The organism is Pseudomonas sp. GW704-F2 (assembly GCF_059423025.1).
In genome coordinates this window covers 22,407-39,742 of the sequence record NZ_JBWKXO010000023.1, presented here as the reverse complement: position 1 = coordinate 39,742, position 17,336 = coordinate 22,407, and the positions used below count along the sequence as shown (strand labels likewise).

15 protein-coding genes are annotated in these 17,336 nt (G+C 61.2%); 6 read left to right on the top strand and 9 right to left on the bottom strand.

Going from position 1 to position 17,336, the window contains the following annotated elements:
* Nucleotides 1–60 precede the first annotated feature (60 nt).
* Nucleotides 61–828, bottom strand: coding sequence for a DODA-type extradiol aromatic ring-opening family dioxygenase (locus AC07W0_RS19465; RefSeq protein WP_102617962.1), 768 nt, complete (start codon nucleotides 826–828; stop codon nucleotides 61–63).
* 102 nt (nucleotides 829–930) lie between these two features.
* Here AC07W0_RS19465 and AC07W0_RS19460 point away from each other — a divergent pair, with 102 nt between their 5' ends.
* Entirely contained in the window at nucleotides 931–1,587 is a 657-nt protein-coding gene (locus AC07W0_RS19460) for a thiopurine S-methyltransferase (RefSeq protein WP_017849407.1), read from the top strand.
* Nucleotides 1,588–1,658: 71 nt separating this feature from the next.
* Here the strand turns inward: AC07W0_RS19460 and htpX are convergent, their stop codons facing one another.
* Nucleotides 1,659–2,546 carry a protease HtpX gene (htpX, locus tag AC07W0_RS19455; protein WP_017849408.1) on the bottom strand — a complete coding sequence of 296 codons (888 nt, stop codon included), beginning with the start codon at nucleotides 2,544–2,546 and terminating at the stop codon, nucleotides 1,659–1,661.
* Nucleotides 2,547–2,850: 304 nt separating this feature from the next.
* Nucleotides 2,851–4,062 carry a pyridoxal phosphate-dependent aminotransferase gene (locus tag AC07W0_RS19450; RefSeq protein ID WP_017849409.1) on the bottom strand — a complete coding sequence of 404 codons (1,212 nt, stop codon included), beginning with the start codon at nucleotides 4,060–4,062 and terminating at the stop codon, nucleotides 2,851–2,853.
* Nucleotides 4,063–4,264: 202 nt separating this feature from the next.
* On the opposite strand from AC07W0_RS19450, the gene msrB reads away from it, so the two are divergent.
* From msrB to AC07W0_RS19435, 3 genes are all read left to right on the top strand, one after another.
* Nucleotides 4,265–4,657 carry a peptide-methionine (R)-S-oxide reductase MsrB gene (gene msrB / locus AC07W0_RS19445; protein ID WP_102617963.1) on the top strand — a complete coding sequence of 131 codons (393 nt, stop codon included), beginning with the start codon at nucleotides 4,265–4,267 and terminating at the stop codon, nucleotides 4,655–4,657.
* A 127-nt stretch (nucleotides 4,658–4,784) separates the two neighbouring features.
* Nucleotides 4,785–5,270 (top strand): glutathione peroxidase, encoded by a 486-nt coding sequence (locus AC07W0_RS19440; RefSeq protein WP_017849411.1) that lies wholly within the window; start codon nucleotides 4,785–4,787, stop codon nucleotides 5,268–5,270.
* Entirely contained in the window at nucleotides 5,267–5,731 is a 465-nt protein-coding gene (locus AC07W0_RS19435; RefSeq protein ID WP_046384229.1) for a MarR family winged helix-turn-helix transcriptional regulator, read from the top strand. Before AC07W0_RS19440 ends, AC07W0_RS19435 begins: the two co-directional genes overlap by 4 nt.
* Here AC07W0_RS19435 and AC07W0_RS19430 read toward each other — a convergent pair.
* Nucleotides 5,712–8,021, bottom strand: a complete 2,310-nt coding sequence (locus AC07W0_RS19430; protein ID WP_102617964.1) for a hybrid sensor histidine kinase/response regulator — start codon at nucleotides 8,019–8,021, stop codon at nucleotides 5,712–5,714. The two genes, AC07W0_RS19435 and AC07W0_RS19430, sit on opposite strands and share 20 nt — an antisense overlap.
* 169 nt (nucleotides 8,022–8,190) lie before the next feature.
* Here AC07W0_RS19430 and AC07W0_RS19425 point away from each other — a divergent pair, with 169 nt between their 5' ends.
* Nucleotides 8,191–9,081 (top strand): ATP-binding protein, encoded by an 891-nt coding sequence (locus AC07W0_RS19425; protein ID WP_026140337.1) that lies wholly within the window; start codon nucleotides 8,191–8,193, stop codon nucleotides 9,079–9,081.
* Nucleotides 9,078–9,560 (top strand): GAF domain-containing protein, encoded by a 483-nt coding sequence (locus AC07W0_RS19420; RefSeq protein ID WP_046486427.1) that lies wholly within the window; start codon nucleotides 9,078–9,080, stop codon nucleotides 9,558–9,560. The genes AC07W0_RS19425 and AC07W0_RS19420 overlap by 4 nt, the downstream gene beginning before the upstream one ends.
* 39 nt (nucleotides 9,561–9,599) lie before the next feature.
* Here the strand turns inward: AC07W0_RS19420 and AC07W0_RS19415 are convergent, their stop codons facing one another.
* The 5 genes from AC07W0_RS19415 to AC07W0_RS19395 form a co-directional block, all read right to left on the bottom strand.
* Nucleotides 9,600–13,235: a transporter substrate-binding domain-containing protein gene (locus AC07W0_RS19415; protein ID WP_102617965.1), complete on the bottom strand. Its 3,636-nt coding sequence runs from the start codon at nucleotides 13,233–13,235 to the stop codon at nucleotides 9,600–9,602.
* A gap of 8 nt (nucleotides 13,236–13,243) precedes the next feature.
* On the bottom strand, nucleotides 13,244–13,867 hold the full coding sequence (locus AC07W0_RS19410) for a response regulator transcription factor (RefSeq protein ID WP_017849417.1): 624 nt from the start codon (nucleotides 13,865–13,867) through the stop codon (nucleotides 13,244–13,246).
* Between the two features lie 255 nt (nucleotides 13,868–14,122).
* Nucleotides 14,123–14,509 carry a response regulator gene (locus AC07W0_RS19405; protein WP_017849418.1) on the bottom strand — a complete coding sequence of 129 codons (387 nt, stop codon included), beginning with the start codon at nucleotides 14,507–14,509 and terminating at the stop codon, nucleotides 14,123–14,125.
* A 172-nt stretch (nucleotides 14,510–14,681) separates the two neighbouring features.
* Nucleotides 14,682–16,013: a deoxyguanosinetriphosphate triphosphohydrolase gene (locus AC07W0_RS19400; RefSeq protein ID WP_017849419.1), complete on the bottom strand. Its 1,332-nt coding sequence runs from the start codon at nucleotides 16,011–16,013 to the stop codon at nucleotides 14,682–14,684.
* A gap of 71 nt (nucleotides 16,014–16,084) precedes the next feature.
* A complete protein-coding gene (locus AC07W0_RS19395) occupies nucleotides 16,085–17,248 on the bottom strand; it encodes an EAL domain-containing protein (protein WP_017849420.1) in 1,164 nt (387 codons plus the stop codon).
* Between the last annotated feature and the right edge of the window lie 88 nt (nucleotides 17,249–17,336).

Sequence of the window (17,336 nt, the reverse complement as noted above, 5' to 3'; positions counted from 1 at the left end):
GGCCGCGCTCGCTTTGTGGGCGGCCCTCAATCTGGGTTTGCCCGCGCATCGGGATGTGCGTCAGCCGAAGCGGTAGATGTCCATGCCCAGCGCGCCCATGATGAAGCCTTGGTGTGCCACGCTGAAGTCGCCGCCGGCACCCCGCGCAAAGTAGAGCGGCAGTAAATGTTCATCGCTGGGATGGCTGCGCACGGCGTTGGGCGCCTGGCGGCGATAATCGTGCAGCGCGGCTTCGTCGTTGGCGGCAAGCTTGTCCACCATCCAGTCACGAAACGCCCGCGCCCACGGCTCGATGCTTTCGGACCCGGCGTGCCAATCCAGTTCACCGAGGTTGTGGGTGATGCTGCCGGAGCCGATCAGCAACACGCCTTGTTCGCGCAGGCTGGCGAGGGCGTGTCCGACCCGGGTCTGCAGGGCAGGGCCCATACGGCTGGGCAAGGACACCTGCACCACCGGGATATCCGCGGCCGGGTACATCAGCGACAGCGGCACCCAGGCGCCGTGGTCGAAGGGACGGCGCTCATCGATGCGCGCATTCAAGCCGTCGGCGTGCAGCAACTCGACAATCTCGCGCGCCAATTGCGGGTCGCCCGGCGCCGGGTATTGCACGGCAAACAACTCGGCCGGAAAGCCGCCGAAGTCATGCCAGGTTTCCGGTGCGGCGTTGCCGCTGACCAGCAATTCCTGACTTTCCCAGTGCGCCGACACCACCACAATCGCCTTCGGCCGTGGCAGTTCAGCCGCCAGGCGCTGCAGGGCCGGGCCGCTGGCGCCGGGTTGCAGGGCGAGCATGGGCGAACCATGGGAGATAAACAGAGTGGGGAGCATTAGAAGGGCCCTCAGGGTTAACATGGCCCATCTTCAACCAGATCAATGATCTAAATCTAATATAAGTTTTAGCGCCTTTTGATCGAATTTTTAGGGTGATGTATGGATTCTCAGTTTTGGCGGGAGCGCTGGGCGCGTAATCAGATCGGTTTTCACTTGCCCGAGGTCAACCCCTATCTGCAACGGCACTGGCCGCAGCTGGCTGTCGCGCAGGGGGCAAAGGTGCTGGTGCCCTTGTGTGGCAAAAGCCTGGATCTGGTGTGGCTGGCCAGTCAAGGCTGTCGCGTGCTCGGGGTAGAGCTGTCGGAGCAGGCGGTTGAGGCATTCTTCAGTGAGCAGGGGCTGATACCGCGTATCAGCCAACGCGGCGTGTTCAAGGTGTACCAGGCGGATGTGATCGAAGTGTGGTGCGGTGATTTCTTCGCGCTGGACGCGCAGGCGCTGCTCGATTGCACGGCGCTTTATGACCGCGCGGCGTTGATCGCCTTGCCGCCGCTGATGCGGGCGCGCTACACCGAGCACCTCAATACGCTTCTGGGGCCGGGTTGCAAGGGGTTGCTGATTACCCTCGACTACGACCAGACGCAAAAGGCCGGCCCACCGTTTGCGGTGACCGATGATGAGGTGAAGGCGCTGCTGGGGGCGCACTGGGCCCTCGAAGTGCTTGAGGAGCAGGACGTTTTGGGTGAGAGCTGGAAGTTCGTTCAGGACGGCGTAACCCGGCTGGAAGAGCGAGTCTACCGACTCACGAAGCGCTGAGTCCTGGGCGGGCAAGGCGCCCACAAAAAAGGGGCGATCAGATCGCCCCTTTCCGTGTCGCCGCCAAGCGGTCAGCCGCGACGACGCAGTGCGTCAATCCGCTCTTCCAGCGGTGGGTGGCTCATGAACATGCGCGCCAGGCCCTGCTTGATGCCGCCGTTGATGCCAAACGCGGTCAGGCTGTCCGGCATATGCACCGGCAGGCCCTGTTCGGAGCGCAGGTGCTGCAAGGCTGCAATCATCGCCCCGGTGCCGGCCAGGCGGGCACCGGCTTCGTCCGCGCGAAATTCCCGTTTGCGCGAGAACCACATCACGATCGCGCTGGCCAGGAAGCCCAGCACCAGTTCAGCGAAGATGGTTGCCACGTAGTAGGCAATGCCGCGGCCTTCTTCGTTCTTGAAGATTACCTTGTCGACGAAGTTGCCGATGATCCGCGCGAAGAACATCACGAAGGTGTTCACCACGCCCTGGACCAGCGCCAGGGTGACCATGTCACCGTTCGCCACGTGGCCGATCTCGTGGGCCAGCACCGCCTTGACTTCATCGTAGGAGAAGCGCTCCAGCATGCCCTGGCTCACCGCAACGAGCGCGTCGTTCTTGTTCCAGCCGGTGGCAAAGGCGTTGGCTTCATAGGCCGGGAAGATCCCGACCTCCGGCATCTTGATACCGGCCTCGCGGGACAACTGTTCGACGGTCTGCAGCAACCATTGCTCATGCCGGGTGCGTGGCTGAGTGATGACCTGGGTACTGGTGCTCATCTTCGCCATCCACTTGGAGATGAACAGCGAGAACAGCGAGCCGGCAAAACCAAAGACCGCACAGAAGATCAGCAGCTGATTGAGGTTCAGATCAACCCCGTTGGCCGCCATGAACCCGTTGAAGCCGAAAAGGCTCAGGGTGATGCTGGCAATCAGCACGACCGCCAGGTTGGTGGCCAAGAACAGCAGGATGCGCATCATGGTTGTAGAGTTCTCCTCATGCTAAATATGTCGCGTACTGCGGGGTATATAAGGTGCGACATGGGGTGATTCAACCGAGCGACTATTTCAAACTGTGTCCTACAGCCTGAATGTAGAGTCTTGAAGGGAATTTCCCACCTGTATTGCCCCGCTTGATCAGCCTCCTGTTGCCTCGCGGCCCTTTGATTATAAGGGGCACGCGCTGGGAGAGGGGCAAACGCAGTGCGGAGCGGGGCAATGGGCAGAGAAGTGTTGCCAGATACTCGCTGTACGACCAGATCCCGGTCGTACAGCGTCATAGTCGTTACTGGCGATAGGACTTGAGGAAGTTGCCGATGCGACCGATGGCCATGTCCAGGTCATCCACACGCGGCAAGGTCACCACGCGGAAGTGATCCGGCCACGGCCAGTTGAACGCGGTGCCTTGCACCACCAGCAGCTTTTCCGACAGCAGCAGGTCGAGCACGAACTTCTCGTCGTTGAGGATCGGGCAGACTTTCGGGTCGATGCGTGGGAAGGCGTACAGCGCGCCCATCGGCTTCACGCAACTGACGCCGGGAATGTCGTTGAGCAATTCCCAGGTGCGGTTGCGTTGCTCCAGCAGGCGGCCCTGAGGCAGCAGCAGATCGTTGATGCTCTGGTAACCGCCCAGCGCAGTCTGGATCGCGTGCTGGCTCGGTACGTTGGCACACAGGCGCATATTGGCCAGCATGTCGATGCCTTCAATGTAGCTCTGGGCGTTGTGCTTGGGCCCGGAGATGGCGACCCAGCCGGAGCGGAAACCCGCCACGCGGTAGGACTTGGACAAGCCGTTGAAGGTCAGGCACAGCAGGTCCGGCGCGAGGGAGGCGGTGCAGATGTGGACGGCATCGTCGTAGAGGATCTTGTCGTAGATCTCGTCGGAGAACACCACCAGGTTGTGCTGGCGCGCCAGCTCGAGCATGCCCAGCAGCACTTCCCGCGAGTACACGGCGCCGGTCGGGTTGTTCGGGTTGATGATGACCAGCGCCTTGGTGTTCGGGGTGATCTTGGCCTTGATGTCGGCCAGGTCCGGGAACCAGTCGGCGCCTTCGTCGCACAGGTAGTGTACCGGGCGGCCACCGGCCAGGGTCACTGCGGCGGTCCACAGCGGGTAGTCCGGCGCCGGAACCAGCACTTCGTCGCTATTGTTGAGCAAGGCCTGCATCGACATCACGATCAGTTCGGACACGCCGTTGCCCAGGTAGATGTCTTCGATGCCGACACCTTCGACCTGCTTCTGCTGGTAATACTGCATCACCGCCTTGCGCGCACTGAACAGGCCTTTGGAATCGCTGTAGCCCTGGGCGGTGGGCAGGTTGCGGATCACGTCCTGGAGGATTTCGTCCGGCGCTTCGAAACCAAAGGGCGCCGGGTTGCCAATGTTCAGCTTGAGGATGCGATGGCCTTCCTCTTCCAGGCGCTTGGCGTGCTTGAGCACCGGGCCGCGAATGTCGTAGCAGACGTTGGCGAGCTTGTTCGATTTGCTGACCTGCATGGCGATGTGATCCTGAAAATGAACGATCCAGACGGTGCGGAGCCTACCGTGCTGAGAATCCTGCGTTGGTCGCACCCATAAATACGTTTGAATGCCGCTAACGCGGGTGCCAGACTGCCGGGTTGAAGAGGCGCAATCATACGTGCCGCCTGATCCCTGGAAAAGACACAGATCAGGGTTTTTCAGTTGCCGAGGTGTACTGATGGAAAAGCTGCAGAAAACCATTGATGAATGGAAAGCGATGCTCGATCCGGAGCAATACAACGTGTGCCGCCTGAAGGGCACCGAACGGCCGTTTTCCGGCAAGTACAATGCCACCAAGACCGACGGCGTATATCACTGCATCTGCTGCAATGAGCCACTGTTCGACTCTACCACCAAGTTCGATTCCGGCTGCGGCTGGCCCAGCTTCTACGCACCGATCGCCGACCGCGCGATGATCGAGATCCGCGATGTCAGCCACGGCATGATCCGCACCGAAGTCACCTGCGCCAAGTGCGACGCGCACCTGGGGCATGTGTTCCCGGATGGCCCGCCGCCGACCGGCCTGCGCTATTGCATCAACTCGGTGTGCCTGGACCTCGTGCCGCGCTGAGCCTGAGTCGCCCCTGCGTCTGGCGCGGGGGCGATGTATACCGGGCTATCAGTTTGATCAATTCAATTGCACGCAATTGAATTGCTCGCTATGTTTTGCCTTCTTTCTCCTGATCCGAGGCATTGCCATGAGCGACAACCTGCTGAGCATCCCTTGCACCACCATCAAGGGTGAGCAAAAGACCTTGGCCGATTTTGCCGGCAAGGCCATTCTTGTGGTCAACACTGCCAGCAAATGCGGCTTCACCCCGCAGTACAAGGGCCTGGAGCAACTCTGGCAGCAGTACAAGGACCAGGGCCTGGTGGTGCTGGGGTTTCCGTGCAACCAGTTCGGCAAGCAGGAACCGGGCAACGAAGGCGCGATTGCCGAGTTCTGCGAGCTGAATTTCGGCGTCAGCTTCCCGTTGTTCAAGAAGATCGACGTCAATGGCGGCGCTGCCCACCCGCTGTTCGTGCAGTTGAAAAAACGCGCGCCGGGCCTGCTGGGTTCCAAGGGCATCAAGTGGAATTTCACCAAGTTCCTCATCGGTCGCGACGGCCAGGTGGTCAAGCGCTTTGCGCCAACCACCAAGCCCCAGGAGTTGACCCAAGAGATCGAAGCCCTGCTCAAATGACCGACCTGCCCACCGTGTCCCTGGCGCTGGACAACCAGCTGTGTTTCAAGCTCTACGCCGCATCGCGCGCGGTGACCCGCGCCTATAAACCGATGCTTGACCAGTTGGGCCTGACCTACCCGCAATACGTGGTGATGCTGGTGTTGTGGGAATGGCACCACGCGACGCCGCCCCAGCCCACGGTCAAGGCCTTGGGCGAGCGCTTGATGCTCGATTCGGGCACGCTGACGCCGCTGCTCAAGCGCCTGGAGCAGCTTGGGTTGGTGAGACGCCAGCGCAGCGCGCAGGATGAACGCGAAGTGCATTTGAGCCTGAGCCACGCCGGGGTGCAGTTGCGCGGCCAGGCCCATCAGTTGAAAACCCGCTTGCTGTGCGACAGCGGTGTCGACCTCAACCAGGCCGATGCCTTGCGCGAGGGGTTGGACCAATTGCTCGCGCAGATCAGAGACTTGTCGTCTTAGGCACCCACAGGTCCAGCAGCGCATTGAGTTCTTCGCGGCGAAACGGCTTGGCCAGGTAGTCATTCATCCCCGCCGCCCGGCAACGCTCGCGTTCTTCCGACAGCGCGTTGGCGGTCAGGGCGACAATGGGCAGGTCCGGCCAGCGCCCGCTGCGACGAATCTGCCGACTGGCCTCGTAGCCATCCATCACCGGCATGTTGCAGTCCATCAGCACCATGTCGAAGTGCTGTTCTTCGAGGAACCTGAGCGCTTCGCCACCATGGGCGGCGACGATCACTTCGCAGCCCAACTTGCTGAGCATGCCCTTGGCCACCAGTTGATTGACCGGGTTGTCCTCCACCAGCAGGATGCGTGCCCGGTGGACCAGGGGCGTGGCATCGAGTGCGATCGGGTCGAGGATCAAGTGCGCGTCGCTGCGCAGATTACGTTGCAGGATCTGGTACAGCGCGTTGCGGCTCAAAGGGCGCGCCTGTTGCTGCAACGGCGCCAGGGCCGCGACTTCCTCACTGGGCATGAAATTGCCATAGGCGGTCACCAGCAGGATCGGCGCCGTGATGGCCGGGCGCAGGCGAAACAGGCACTCCGGGCAGTCCGTGATCAGCAAGTCGGGTTTTTTCCCGCTCAAGTCCTCATCGATAGAATAGCAATGCACTGTCAGCCCCCAGTGAGGTAACAGGGTACTGAGCAGCTCCGCCAGGCCGCTGTCGGCACTGGTGATTGCAATGACTTCGCCCGTCAGCGGCGCGAGCCGGGGCGCAGGCAAATGGGCGGGCAGCGGCAGGTCGGCGCAGAACTGGCTGCCGAAGCCGACTTCCGAACTGATGCTCAGCCGACCGTGCATCGCCTCGCACAGGTTATGGGTCAGCGCCAGGCCCAGGCCGGTGCCGCCAAACTGGCGGGTGATGCCCGCGCCAGCCTGGGTGAACGGCTGGAAGATCTTCACCTGCGCGTCCTGGGCAATGCCGATCCCGGTGTCGCACACTTCGATTTTTACTCGGCCATCCTGGGCGCTGAGGCGCACATCCACGCGGCCGAAGCGCGTGAACTTCAAGGCGTTGGACAGCAGGTTACTGACGATCTGCCGCACACGTGTCGGGTCGCCGAGCACCTGCGCCGGGAACTGCGGGTCGATCAGGCACGTCAGTTCGACACTCGGCGCGGCGTTCTGCGATAACAGGTTGGCGGTGTCTTCCACCAGCGCGCCGAGGTCGAACGGGATGTGCTCCAGCTCCAACTGGCCCGCGTCGAACTTGGACAGGTCGAGGATATCGTTGAGCAGTTCCACCAGCACCTTGCCGGAGTCATGGGCGATCGACAGTTGCTGGCGCTGCTCGGCGTTGAGCGGGCTGTCCAGCGACAGCGCGATCATGCCCAGCAACCCATTGAGCGGCGTGCGGATTTCGTGACTCATATTGGCCAGGAACGCCGCCCGCGCCTGAGCCATGCCCAGCGCGTTCATTCTTGCTGCTTCCAACTCATCGTTGGACTGGCTCAAGCGCTGGTTGCTGGCCTTGAGCTCCAGCGTGCGCGCCGAGACGATGTTTTCCAGTTGTCCCAGGTACTCGGTGAGGCGGTCCTCGGCGTGACGGCGCTGCTGGATCTCGGTTTCCAGGGTGTCGAATTGCTGGTTGGCCATGTTGACCAGCACGCCGATTTCATCGAGCTCGTGCCCCGGCGGGCAATCCAGGCGCGTCTGCCTGCGCGTGCTCAGCTCGCGAATGATGCGTACCAGCGGTTGGGTCAGCATCACATAGAACAGGCCCAGCAGGATCCCGGTCAGCAGCAGGCTGCGCACAAACCCGTTGATCAGGGTGACCTCGGCACGGTGCAGGAAGCGGCTACCAAAGGCGTAGGTGTCTACGTCGAGGCGCAGCACGCCAAGGGATTCGTTGGGCATATGGCTGAGGAACAGCCGGTCTTCAAACTGGCGGTTGGCGCCGAACAGGAAATCGCTGACGGGCCGGTAGGGGCTTTCCTTGCGCGGCCGTCCGACGTCGGCCAGTACCACGCCGTTGTTGTCGGTCAACCGCGCCTGAATGATGGCGGGGGAGTGCAACAGGCCGAGGGTCAGCTCCTGGGCCAGCTCGGCGTCGATGTTGTAGGCGATGCGCGACGCCGGGTTATGGCTGATTTCAATCAGCGAACGAATTTCACGGTTGATGGATGCGTCTTCGCTGGCATAATCAATGCCGATCTGGATCAGGCTGAGCAAGGTTCCCAAGACGAAACCGACCAGCACAGTCAATCTGGCTTGTTTATAAGACAAGCGGTGGGCGAACTTGATATCCATCGAGTGTTGAACCACTTCACGTTTCCCTTCGCCCGGCAAGCATAGCTGAACATCCACAGGTTCAGGCTTGCCCGGTACGAATCGTCAGTTTTAGAGGTGCAGCCCGGAGCGCTCGGCCGCAGGGTTGCCAATACGCCATCTTTTACAAGAACTTGCCAGAGGAATAGTCGTGGATTCTCGATTGAATGCCTTTCTTGAGCGTGCCGATGCCGTACTCGCGCGCCTGGAACCCCTGTTGCCAGCCCCGCGCCAAACCATCGACTGGAACCAATGCCTTGCGGCCCGTTGGCAGCGTGAGGGTCGCAGCGGCTTCCTGCTGCCGCTGGAGGTCAGCCTGGACATGCGTCTGTCCGACTTGATCGGTGTGGACAAGCAGCGTGAAACATTGGCGCGCAACACCCAACAGTTCCTCGACGGCCTGCCCGCCAACCATGCGCTGTTGTGGGGCTCGCGCGGCACGGGGAAATCGTCGATGGTGCGCGCCTTGCTCGCCCAGCACGCCAGCGCCGGTTTGCGCTTGATCGAAATCGAACGCGATCACCTCGCCGACCTGCCGCGTGTGGTCGAACAACTGCTCAAGCTGCCGCAGCGTTTCATTCTGTTCTGCGATGACCTGTCGTTCGAGGCCGGTGAAGGCGATTACCGCGTGCTCAAGAGTGTGCTGGACGGCTCACTGGAACAGGCGCCGGAAAACGTGCTGCTGTATGCCACGTCCAACCGTCGTCACCTGGTGCCGGAAAACCAGAGCGACAACGATAACTGGAAACGCGTGGATGGCGAGCTGCACCCGAGTGAGGCGGTGGAAGACAAGATCGCCTTGTCCGATCGTTTTGGCCTGTGGCTGTCGTTCTACCCATTCACTCAGGAACATTTCCTGAACGTGGTGGAACACTGGATCGGCGAGCTGGCGCGCAAGGCCGGCCTGCAGTGGCAGCGTGATGAAGACCTCGATATCCTCGCCGTGCGCTGGGCCACCGGGCGTGGCAACCGCAACGGCCGTTGCGCGTATCAATTCGCCCGTTACTGGGTGGGCCTCAAATTGCTGGAGCGTCAACCATGATCGATTTGCAGCAGGCCGGCAGCGGTCTGGATGGCTATGCCATGTTGTGTGCGCAGTTGGAGTCGCTGCTGGCCGATGAGCGCGATTTCATCGCCAACAGCGCGCAGTTCTCTGCGTTTTTGTTCAATCAGTTGGATGATTTGAACTGGGCCGGTTTCTACCTCAACCGTCACGACGAGTTGGTGTTGGGGCCGTTCCAGGGGCAGATCGCGTGTGTACGCATTCCGTTCGGGCGTGGCGTGTGCGGTGCGGCGGCCGCGTCGCGCCAGACCCAGCGGGTTGAAGATGTGCATGCGTTCCCGGGGCATATCGCCTGTGACAGCGCATCGAACAGTGAACTGGTGGTGCCGCTGGTCAAGGATGGCCGACTGATTGGCGTCCTCGACCTCGACAGCCCGTCGCTGGCCCGGTTTACCGCGCAAGACCAGGTTGGTATCGAGCAGTTGGCGGCGATTTTCCTGCGCCTGACCGACTGCTGACCGACCGTTGCGGGGGCGGGCCGTGCGGCGCGCTCCTGCCTACCCTGGAGAGCCCAGGCCGTTGAGTTGCATGTGCAGCAGGCGCTCCAGTTCCAGCATGCACTTTTCCAGGGTCTTGATACCGGTTTCGATCACCGCCCGATCATCGCCGCGGGCGCAGGCCTGCTCCAGCGCTTCGCATTGCGCCGCCAGTACACTGGCCTGGACGATACGCGCAGCGCCCTTGATCTTGTGGGCCTGCTCGATGATGTCCTGCAGTGAAGCCTGCTGGGCCCACAACGTGACCAATATCTGGCGATCGTGACAACTGCTGCTCAGCAGTTCCTCAAGCAGCCGCCGAGTCAGTTGCGGATCGCCGCCCGTCAGCGCATCCAGGTGGCTGAGGTCGAGTCGCGGGCCGGACGGCTGCGGCGCGATCTGCGCCAGTTGCCGTTCCAGCGCCGTGAGGCTGATCGGTTTGAACAGGCAGTCGTTCATCCCGGCTTCGGCGCAGCGCAGCTTCTCTTCGGGCTGGGCGTTGGCGGTAAACCCCAGGACCACGCAGGGTGTCAGTTGCTCCCGCTGCTCATACTCACGGATCGAGCGGCTTAACTCATAGCCATTCATGATGGGCATGTTGCAGTCGGCGATCACCAGGTCGAAGTGGGCCTGGCGCCAGGCCTGGAACCCGGCGGCGCCATGTTGGGCTGCGGTGAACTGGTGGCCCAGGTAACCCAGTTGCTGGCACATCAGCAGGCGATTCGCCGGATGATCATCCACCACCAGCACGTTGAGCACCGGCGCCGGTGCGGGCGCGGCCGGCAGGGGGTCGTCCGCGGCCTGGATGGGCTGCAGGCAGTTCATCTTCAGGCTGACATGCACCTGGGTGCCGACCATGGGCACGCTGCTTAGGCTCAGTTGCCCGCCCATCATCGCGCACAGACTGCGGCAGATCACCAGCCCCAGGCCCGCGCCGCTGCGGGCCAATTGCCCGGAATTGTCGGCCTGGGCAAAGGGTTCGAACAGGCGCAACTGGTCGTCGCGGCTGATGCCGATCCCCGTGTCTTCGACCACCAGCTTCATTTCGACCTGCTGTGCCAATTCGGTGGCTTGCACCTGCACCTTGATCTTTACCTGCCCGCGCTCGGTGAACTTGATCGCATTGCTCACCAGGTTGGACAGCACCTGCTTGAAGCGCAGCGGGTCGATCAGCACGTCGGTGTCATCGAGCTCGGGCTTGAACTCCAGCAGCAAACTCAGGGTTTTCTGGCGTGCCAGGCCGTCGAATACCCGCACTACCGACTCGATCACTTCCCGCAGGTTCACACGCTCCGGTGCCAGGCTCAGGCGGCCGGATTCGATCCGCGCGATGTCCAGAATATCGCCGATCAGCTCCAGCAGGTCCTTGGCCGAGTGGTAGGCGACTTCGATCGCCGGGCGGTCGAGATGCCCCTGGTCGGCGCGCTTGAGGGTCAGTTCGAGCATGCCGATCACCGCGTTCATCGGGGTGCGGATTTCGTGGCTCATGGTTGCCAGAAAGGTGCTCTTGGCGCGGTTGGCTTCGTCGGCACGTTCCTTGGCGGCGCGCAGCTCATCGAACAGCTGGCGTCGTTCGCTGATGTCGATCCAGCCGCCGATGATGCCCTGGACTTCGCCGGTGGAGTCGCGGTAGGGCAATATCCAGTGGTAGATCGTCAGCTTTTTGCCATTGATGAGCAGGGTGCGATCAAGGATCAGCGGGTTGCCCTCGGCGACCACGCGCAGATAGTCGGCGTGATACTGAGCCGCTTCGGTTGCCTGGGCCGTGCTCATCTGCATCACACTTTTGCCGATGACCTCTTCGCGCTTGACGTCGAACACCTGCAGGTAGCTGTCGTTGCAGGTCTGCAATAGGCCGTTGCGGTCGCGGACATAGATCGGGTGCGGCGTTTCGTTGACCAGTGCGCGCATGAATTCGAACTGGTCGTTGAGGGCGCGTTCGGCCATCTTGCGGTGCTTGATCTCCCGGCGCATGTAGGCGTTCCAGGTCAGGGAAATCAGCAGCAGCAGGCCGGTGACGAGGATGATCTGGGCAATCAGGTGGTGGTAGTTGCGCCAGTAGCTGTCGGAGGCGGCGGCGTAGCCTCGCCAACGGCTGTTGATCACCCCGAGCTCATCGGGGGCGATGCTCAGCAGCGCCTTGTCGAGGATCGCGCTCAACTCGGTGGCACCCCGTGACGTGGCCAGCGCAAAGACTGCGGGGAGGGTGCCGATGCTGCCGCTGATCTGCAGTTTGTCCTGAAACACTTGGGAGGACAGGAAATAGTTGGCGATCACCAACGAGTTCACCGCGCCTTCCACATGCCCTTGGGCCAGGAGTTCCGAGGCCTTGAAGGTGTCACTGGTTTCCACCAGGTGAATGTGCGGGAAATCCTTGCGCAGAAGGCTTTCCAGAGGGTTGCCTTGGGTAATCGCCAGGCGCTTGCCTGCCATCTGTTCAAGATTTGATGGGGCGTCGGGTTCCTTGCGCGTGAGCAATACGTAGGAGTTTTCCAGATAGGGACGACTGAAGTTCAGTTGAGCTTCGCGTTCCGTGCTGGGAATGATGGCGCCGATGAGGTCGGCTTTGCCGGTATCGACTTGCTCGATCATCGCGTTGACATCGCGTGCGCGCAGGATCTCGAAGCGCAACCCGGTGCGCAGGCGGATCAGCTCCAGGAGGTCGGCGGTGATGCCGCGGAAGTTGCCGTCAGCATCGAAGAAGGTCAATGGCGCGAAGGTTTCGTTGGCGATTACCCGGACCACCGGGTGCGCCTTCAGCCAACGTTCCTCGCGTTGCGTCAGTTGCAGTTTTTGCGCGGTGAGCAGGATGTCGCTGCCCGCACTCCAGCGTTTGGCAATGCTCTCCTGCTCATTGGTCGGCACCGCCGCCAGCACCGCGTTGAGGATGCTCAAGAGGGTGTGCTGGTCCTGGCGCACGGCAAAGCTGAAACCATAGGCTTCGTGCTTGCCGAAGTTGGCCATGCGGATATTTTTCAGGTAGCCCTTGTTGATCATGTAATGGGTGGAAATGGTGTCGCCGAGAAACACATCCGCCTGGTCGAATGCCACTGCATTCAGGGCGTTCTGATAAGAGGGGTAGGTGTGGATGGTCGCCTCAGGATACAGCTTCTCGACTTCGCCCAGCGGCAGGTAGTGATAGACCAGGCTCAGGCGCAGCCCGGCCAGGCCCTCACTGAGGCTGCGGGTTTCGCCCTCGCGTGTCACCAGCACTGGCTGGTCCACGGCATACGGTGCTGAAAGGGTGAGCAGCGGGTTGGTGGCCTCAAAGCCATTGGACGAGCCCAGCAGGTCTATTTCACCGGCTTCAAGCGCCTGAATGGAGGCTTCCCGGTTGGGGTAGCGCAGCACTCTGACGGGGAGCGCCAGCGCCTTGGCCAACAGCCCGGCGTAATCGGCCGTGAGCCCCTCATAGTCGCGTCCGCTGGACGTGAGGTCGAAGGGCGGGTAATCGGGAGCTGCCGCGCCGAGTACCAGTTCGCGTTTGTTCTGCAGCCACTGGCGTTGCGTCTTGTCCAGTTGAGTGTCCAGTTGAACGGCGCCTGCGCGGCTCAATAAGGTGAAGTGTTCCGGTTCCGTTTGAGCAGCGAGCACAGAGGTGCTCAAGCACACGCCTGCGCTCAATATGATCAGATAGTCCTTTATACGCCTGGGCATCCGCTTTCTCACACTAGCGCGTTTCGTTTTGCCAACTCGATAAGTTCTACCAAGGACTTGGCTTTGAGTTTTTGCATAAGCCTCTTTTTGTAGGTGCTGACGGTTTTGTTACTGAGAAACATACCTTTGGCAATTTCCTTGTTGGTGCGACCTTGTGCAAAAAGTTGCAAGACCATTAATTCGCGATCGTTCACTGCCTTGAACAGTTCCAGTTCCTGGGAATTACTGTCCGGGCCGCAGGCGTTCAATGCCTGGCTGGGGAAGTAGTTGTAGCCGGATAATACAGCGCGGATGGCACTCAGCAGTTCACTCAGGTCGCCCTCTTTGCACACATAGCCGTCGGCGCCCGAGCGCATGCAGCGGGTGGCGAACAGGGTTGGGCATTGGGCCGTCAGAATCAGGGTTTTCATCGAAGTATTCATTGCGTTAAATCGGCACAGCACTTCGAGGCCATCAAGTTTTGGAATACTGATATCCAGAATGATCAGGTCTGGAAGGCATTCGCGAACCATTTGTATTGCATCACAACCGTTATCCGTTTCGCCGACGACTTTATAGCCTTCGTGTTCCAACAACATACGAATCGCCAGCCTGATAACAGGATGGTCATCAATGATGAAAACTGTGTTCATAATCACATTCCATGCAAGTGCAAATAAAGCGGGCACATTAGCTCAGAAGGCGAGGCGGGAGCATGGAGGTGAGGGGGCGTAGATACAGAACAGGAATATTCCTACATTAAAAAAGGTATTGCCTTACGATCTATCAAGGCTTTGTGGACGTCTGTTTCAGAATTCGGTCGGCGATGTGGGTTCGGGCCTTGGCCCACCGGTTAAGCGGTTATTGTGGTAAGTTTTTCCTATATGGAGATGTTTAAATTCCTACATTTACAGCGGGCTTATCAGCGTCATTAGTTCGTCCCGGTTTAACGGTTTTGATAAATAACCAAGTAACGGCAAGTTACGTTGTAAGGCTTGAGTCTTCAGATTCGCCAGTTCGGGCAGGGGCAGGCCGCTCAGCAGGATCGCCCCTGCGATAAACCCCCGCCGACCGGCGATTTCGACTAACTCAAGCCCGGGCAGATCTGGCAGGCATTGGTCGCACAACATGAGGTCGAAGGGCCGTTCGGACTGGGTCATCAAGCGGATCGCCTGTTCGGCGTTTTCCGCCAGGGTCAGGTGCTCGAAGCCGAAGCTGTTGAGCAGGCACTGGGTTGCCAGGAGCTGAAAGGGGTGATCCTCCACCAACAGGATGCGAAGGCAATTCTTGAACATAGGAAGGGCACACGGTGAGTCAAGCGGCGATTGGGCGGGGCGTAGGAAGGCGCCCTATGCCCTTTAAGAGCGTGCGTGATTATTCATCGGGTGTTTGTACTGATTCGATCAGGCCGCTCTGTTCCCTTCGTAGGTAGATTCTGTTCAGGCAACAGGCAGCTGGATCAGTCATCTATTGCGGGCTGGAACGCCCGGTCATTTCCCGCGCCATCTCGGTGGCGTAGCTGTCGGTCATGCCGGCGATGAAATCGATCATCCGCAGGAACGAGGCGTGCAGCGACCAGGCCGGGTCGGGGGCACTGTTGCCCAGCAGGTCGAGGATGCGCCGGTTCTTGAACGACGGCGTGCGCCCGCCGTGCTGTTCAAGCGCCGCCCCGCAGAAGGCGTTGAGGAGGATTTCCAGGGTGGTGTAGGCGCCGATTTCATGCAGGGTCTTGCGCTTGTCCTGGAAGATTTTCTTGCGCGCCATGTCCTTGGCATCCAGCACGCAGCGCTTGGCGGGGCCGTGCATATGCTCGACCAGATCACCGTGCAAGGTGCCGGCGAGCAAGGCGTCCTGTTGTTCGACGAAAGCGCGTGCGGCGGCGTTGGTCAGGTGTTCGATGGCTTTGCCGCGCAGGATCGCCAGTTTGCGCCGCCGTGAATCCTGGGCGCCCAGTTGCCGGTAGGTTTGCGGCAGGTCGTCGCCGACCAGGTCGAGCAGCAGCGACTCGACTTCGGCATATTGCAGCAAGTCCATTTCCAAGCCGTCTTCCAGGTCGATCAGCGCGTAGCAGATGTCGTCCGCGGCCTCCATCAAGTACACCAGCGGATGGCGCGCCCAGCGTTGTTCTTCCAGTTGCGGCAGGCCGAGCTTGTGGGCGATCTGCTCAAGGATCGGCAGTTCGCTCTGGTAGCAGCCGAACTTGTGTTTCTTGTAGCCCAGGGAGTCCGCATGGCGGGCGGTCCACGGGTATTTCAGGTAGGTGCCCAAGGTCGCGTAGGTCAGCCGCGTGCCGCCGTCGAACTGGTGGTATTCCAGCTGGGTCAGCACTCTGAAACCCTGGGCGTTGCCTTCGAAATTGAGGAAGTCATTGCGCTCGGCCACGCTCATGTCGTCCAGCCAGCCGCGCCCGGCGGCCTGCTGGAACCAATGGCGGATGGCGTCTTCGCCGGAGTGCCCGAAGGGCGGGTTGCCGATGTCATGGGCCAGGCAGGCCGATTGCACCACCATGCCCAGGTCGCTCGGGTCGCACCACTCGGGCAGGGCGCTGCGCAGGGTTTCGCCCACGCGCATGCCGAGGGAGCGGCCGACGCAGCTGACTTCCAGGGAGTGGGTCAGACGGGTGTGGATATGGTCGTTGCTCGACACCGGGTGGACTTGAGTCTTGCGCCCCAGGCGGCGGAACGCGCCGGAGAAAATGATGCGGTCATGGTCTTTGTGAAACGGGCTACGGCCCAATTCTTCCGGGCTGTGCAGGGGCTTTCCAAGACGTTCGCGAGTCAGCAGGGTGGGCCAATCCAAGGCGGGTACTCTCCGTGCGGTGAATGACTCACCCAGCTTCCCGGTTCCGGGTGGGCGGGGCAAGCGAAAATCTACAGGCCGACCGCGTCGATATCGATTAACAGCAAGCGCTGACCGTTATCGAAGAATTGTCCGGCGGTCAGGCAATACTGGTTGGTGGTGGCGTCGCGGTAGGTCGAAGACAGCGTCAAGCGGCGCTCGTCCCAGCCTTCGGCCAGCAGATGATAGAAATACGGGCGCCACGACCAATTGTGGCCGAGGTAGCGGCTGTCGGCTTGCCAGGCGTCCTGGCGCCATTCGAAATTGGGGGTCAGTTGGGTGCCATGCCGGTCGCACTGGTAGAACCGCAGCAGCCAGGGATAATCCGGCAATTGCGGCAAATGGCTCAGCGGCGCCTGGCCCTGGGCCCAGGTCTGGAGGATTTTCATCAGTTCGGCCAGTTGTTGGCGCAATTGCATGATGCGTCCGCGTTCGGCGAGTTTTTTCTGCACGTAGGCGCCACGCAGTTGGGCGAAGCGCGGCACGAAAGCATCGGCGGCGAACCAGTCCAGTTGCGCCTGGGCAAACAGATAGCCCTGCACATACCGCGAGCCGCATTCCAGCGCAAAACTCAACTGCGCCTCAGTCTCCACCCCTTCGGCAATGATCCAGCAGCCGGTTTTTTCCGCCATTTGCGCCAGTGCCCGCACCACTTCACTGCTGGGGCCCCCTTTGGCGGCCTCCTGAAACAGGCGCATGTCCAGCTTGAGAATGTCCGGCTGCAACGCCAGCACGCGGTCGAGTTGCGAATAACCGGCGCCGAAGTCATCGATGGCGATGCGCGCGCCGGCCTCGCGATAGCGCGCCACCACGTCGGCCAGGCGCTGGATATCGCCGCCCAGTTCAGTGATCTCGAACACGATGCGCTGTGGATCGACGCCGTGAGCCTGCACCTGTTGCAAACTGGGCAGGGCCTGGCCGGCGCGCAGGCGATTGATCCAGCGCGGCGAGATATTCAGGCTCAGAAACCAGTCCTGCGGTGCCTCGTGCAGACGGCTCAAGGCGTTGTCGCGGATCTGCCGGTCCAGGCGCCGCAAGGCCACGCCCGAGGTGCGCGGGTCGGCGAACAATGGGCCGACCGACAGCAGGCGACCGTCAGCCTGGCGCAGGCGGCCGAGAGCCTCGACGCCGGCGATGCGCCCGGTGGCGGTGTCGATGAAGGGTTGGAAGCAGGCGAGCGGTTGCCCGTCGATCACGGGGCCTCCTTAAAAACGTTGGCAACAAAGTGCCCGGCCCTCGTTGACGAGGGCCGGGCCGATTCTGTTTGCAAGAATGCAGCCAGCA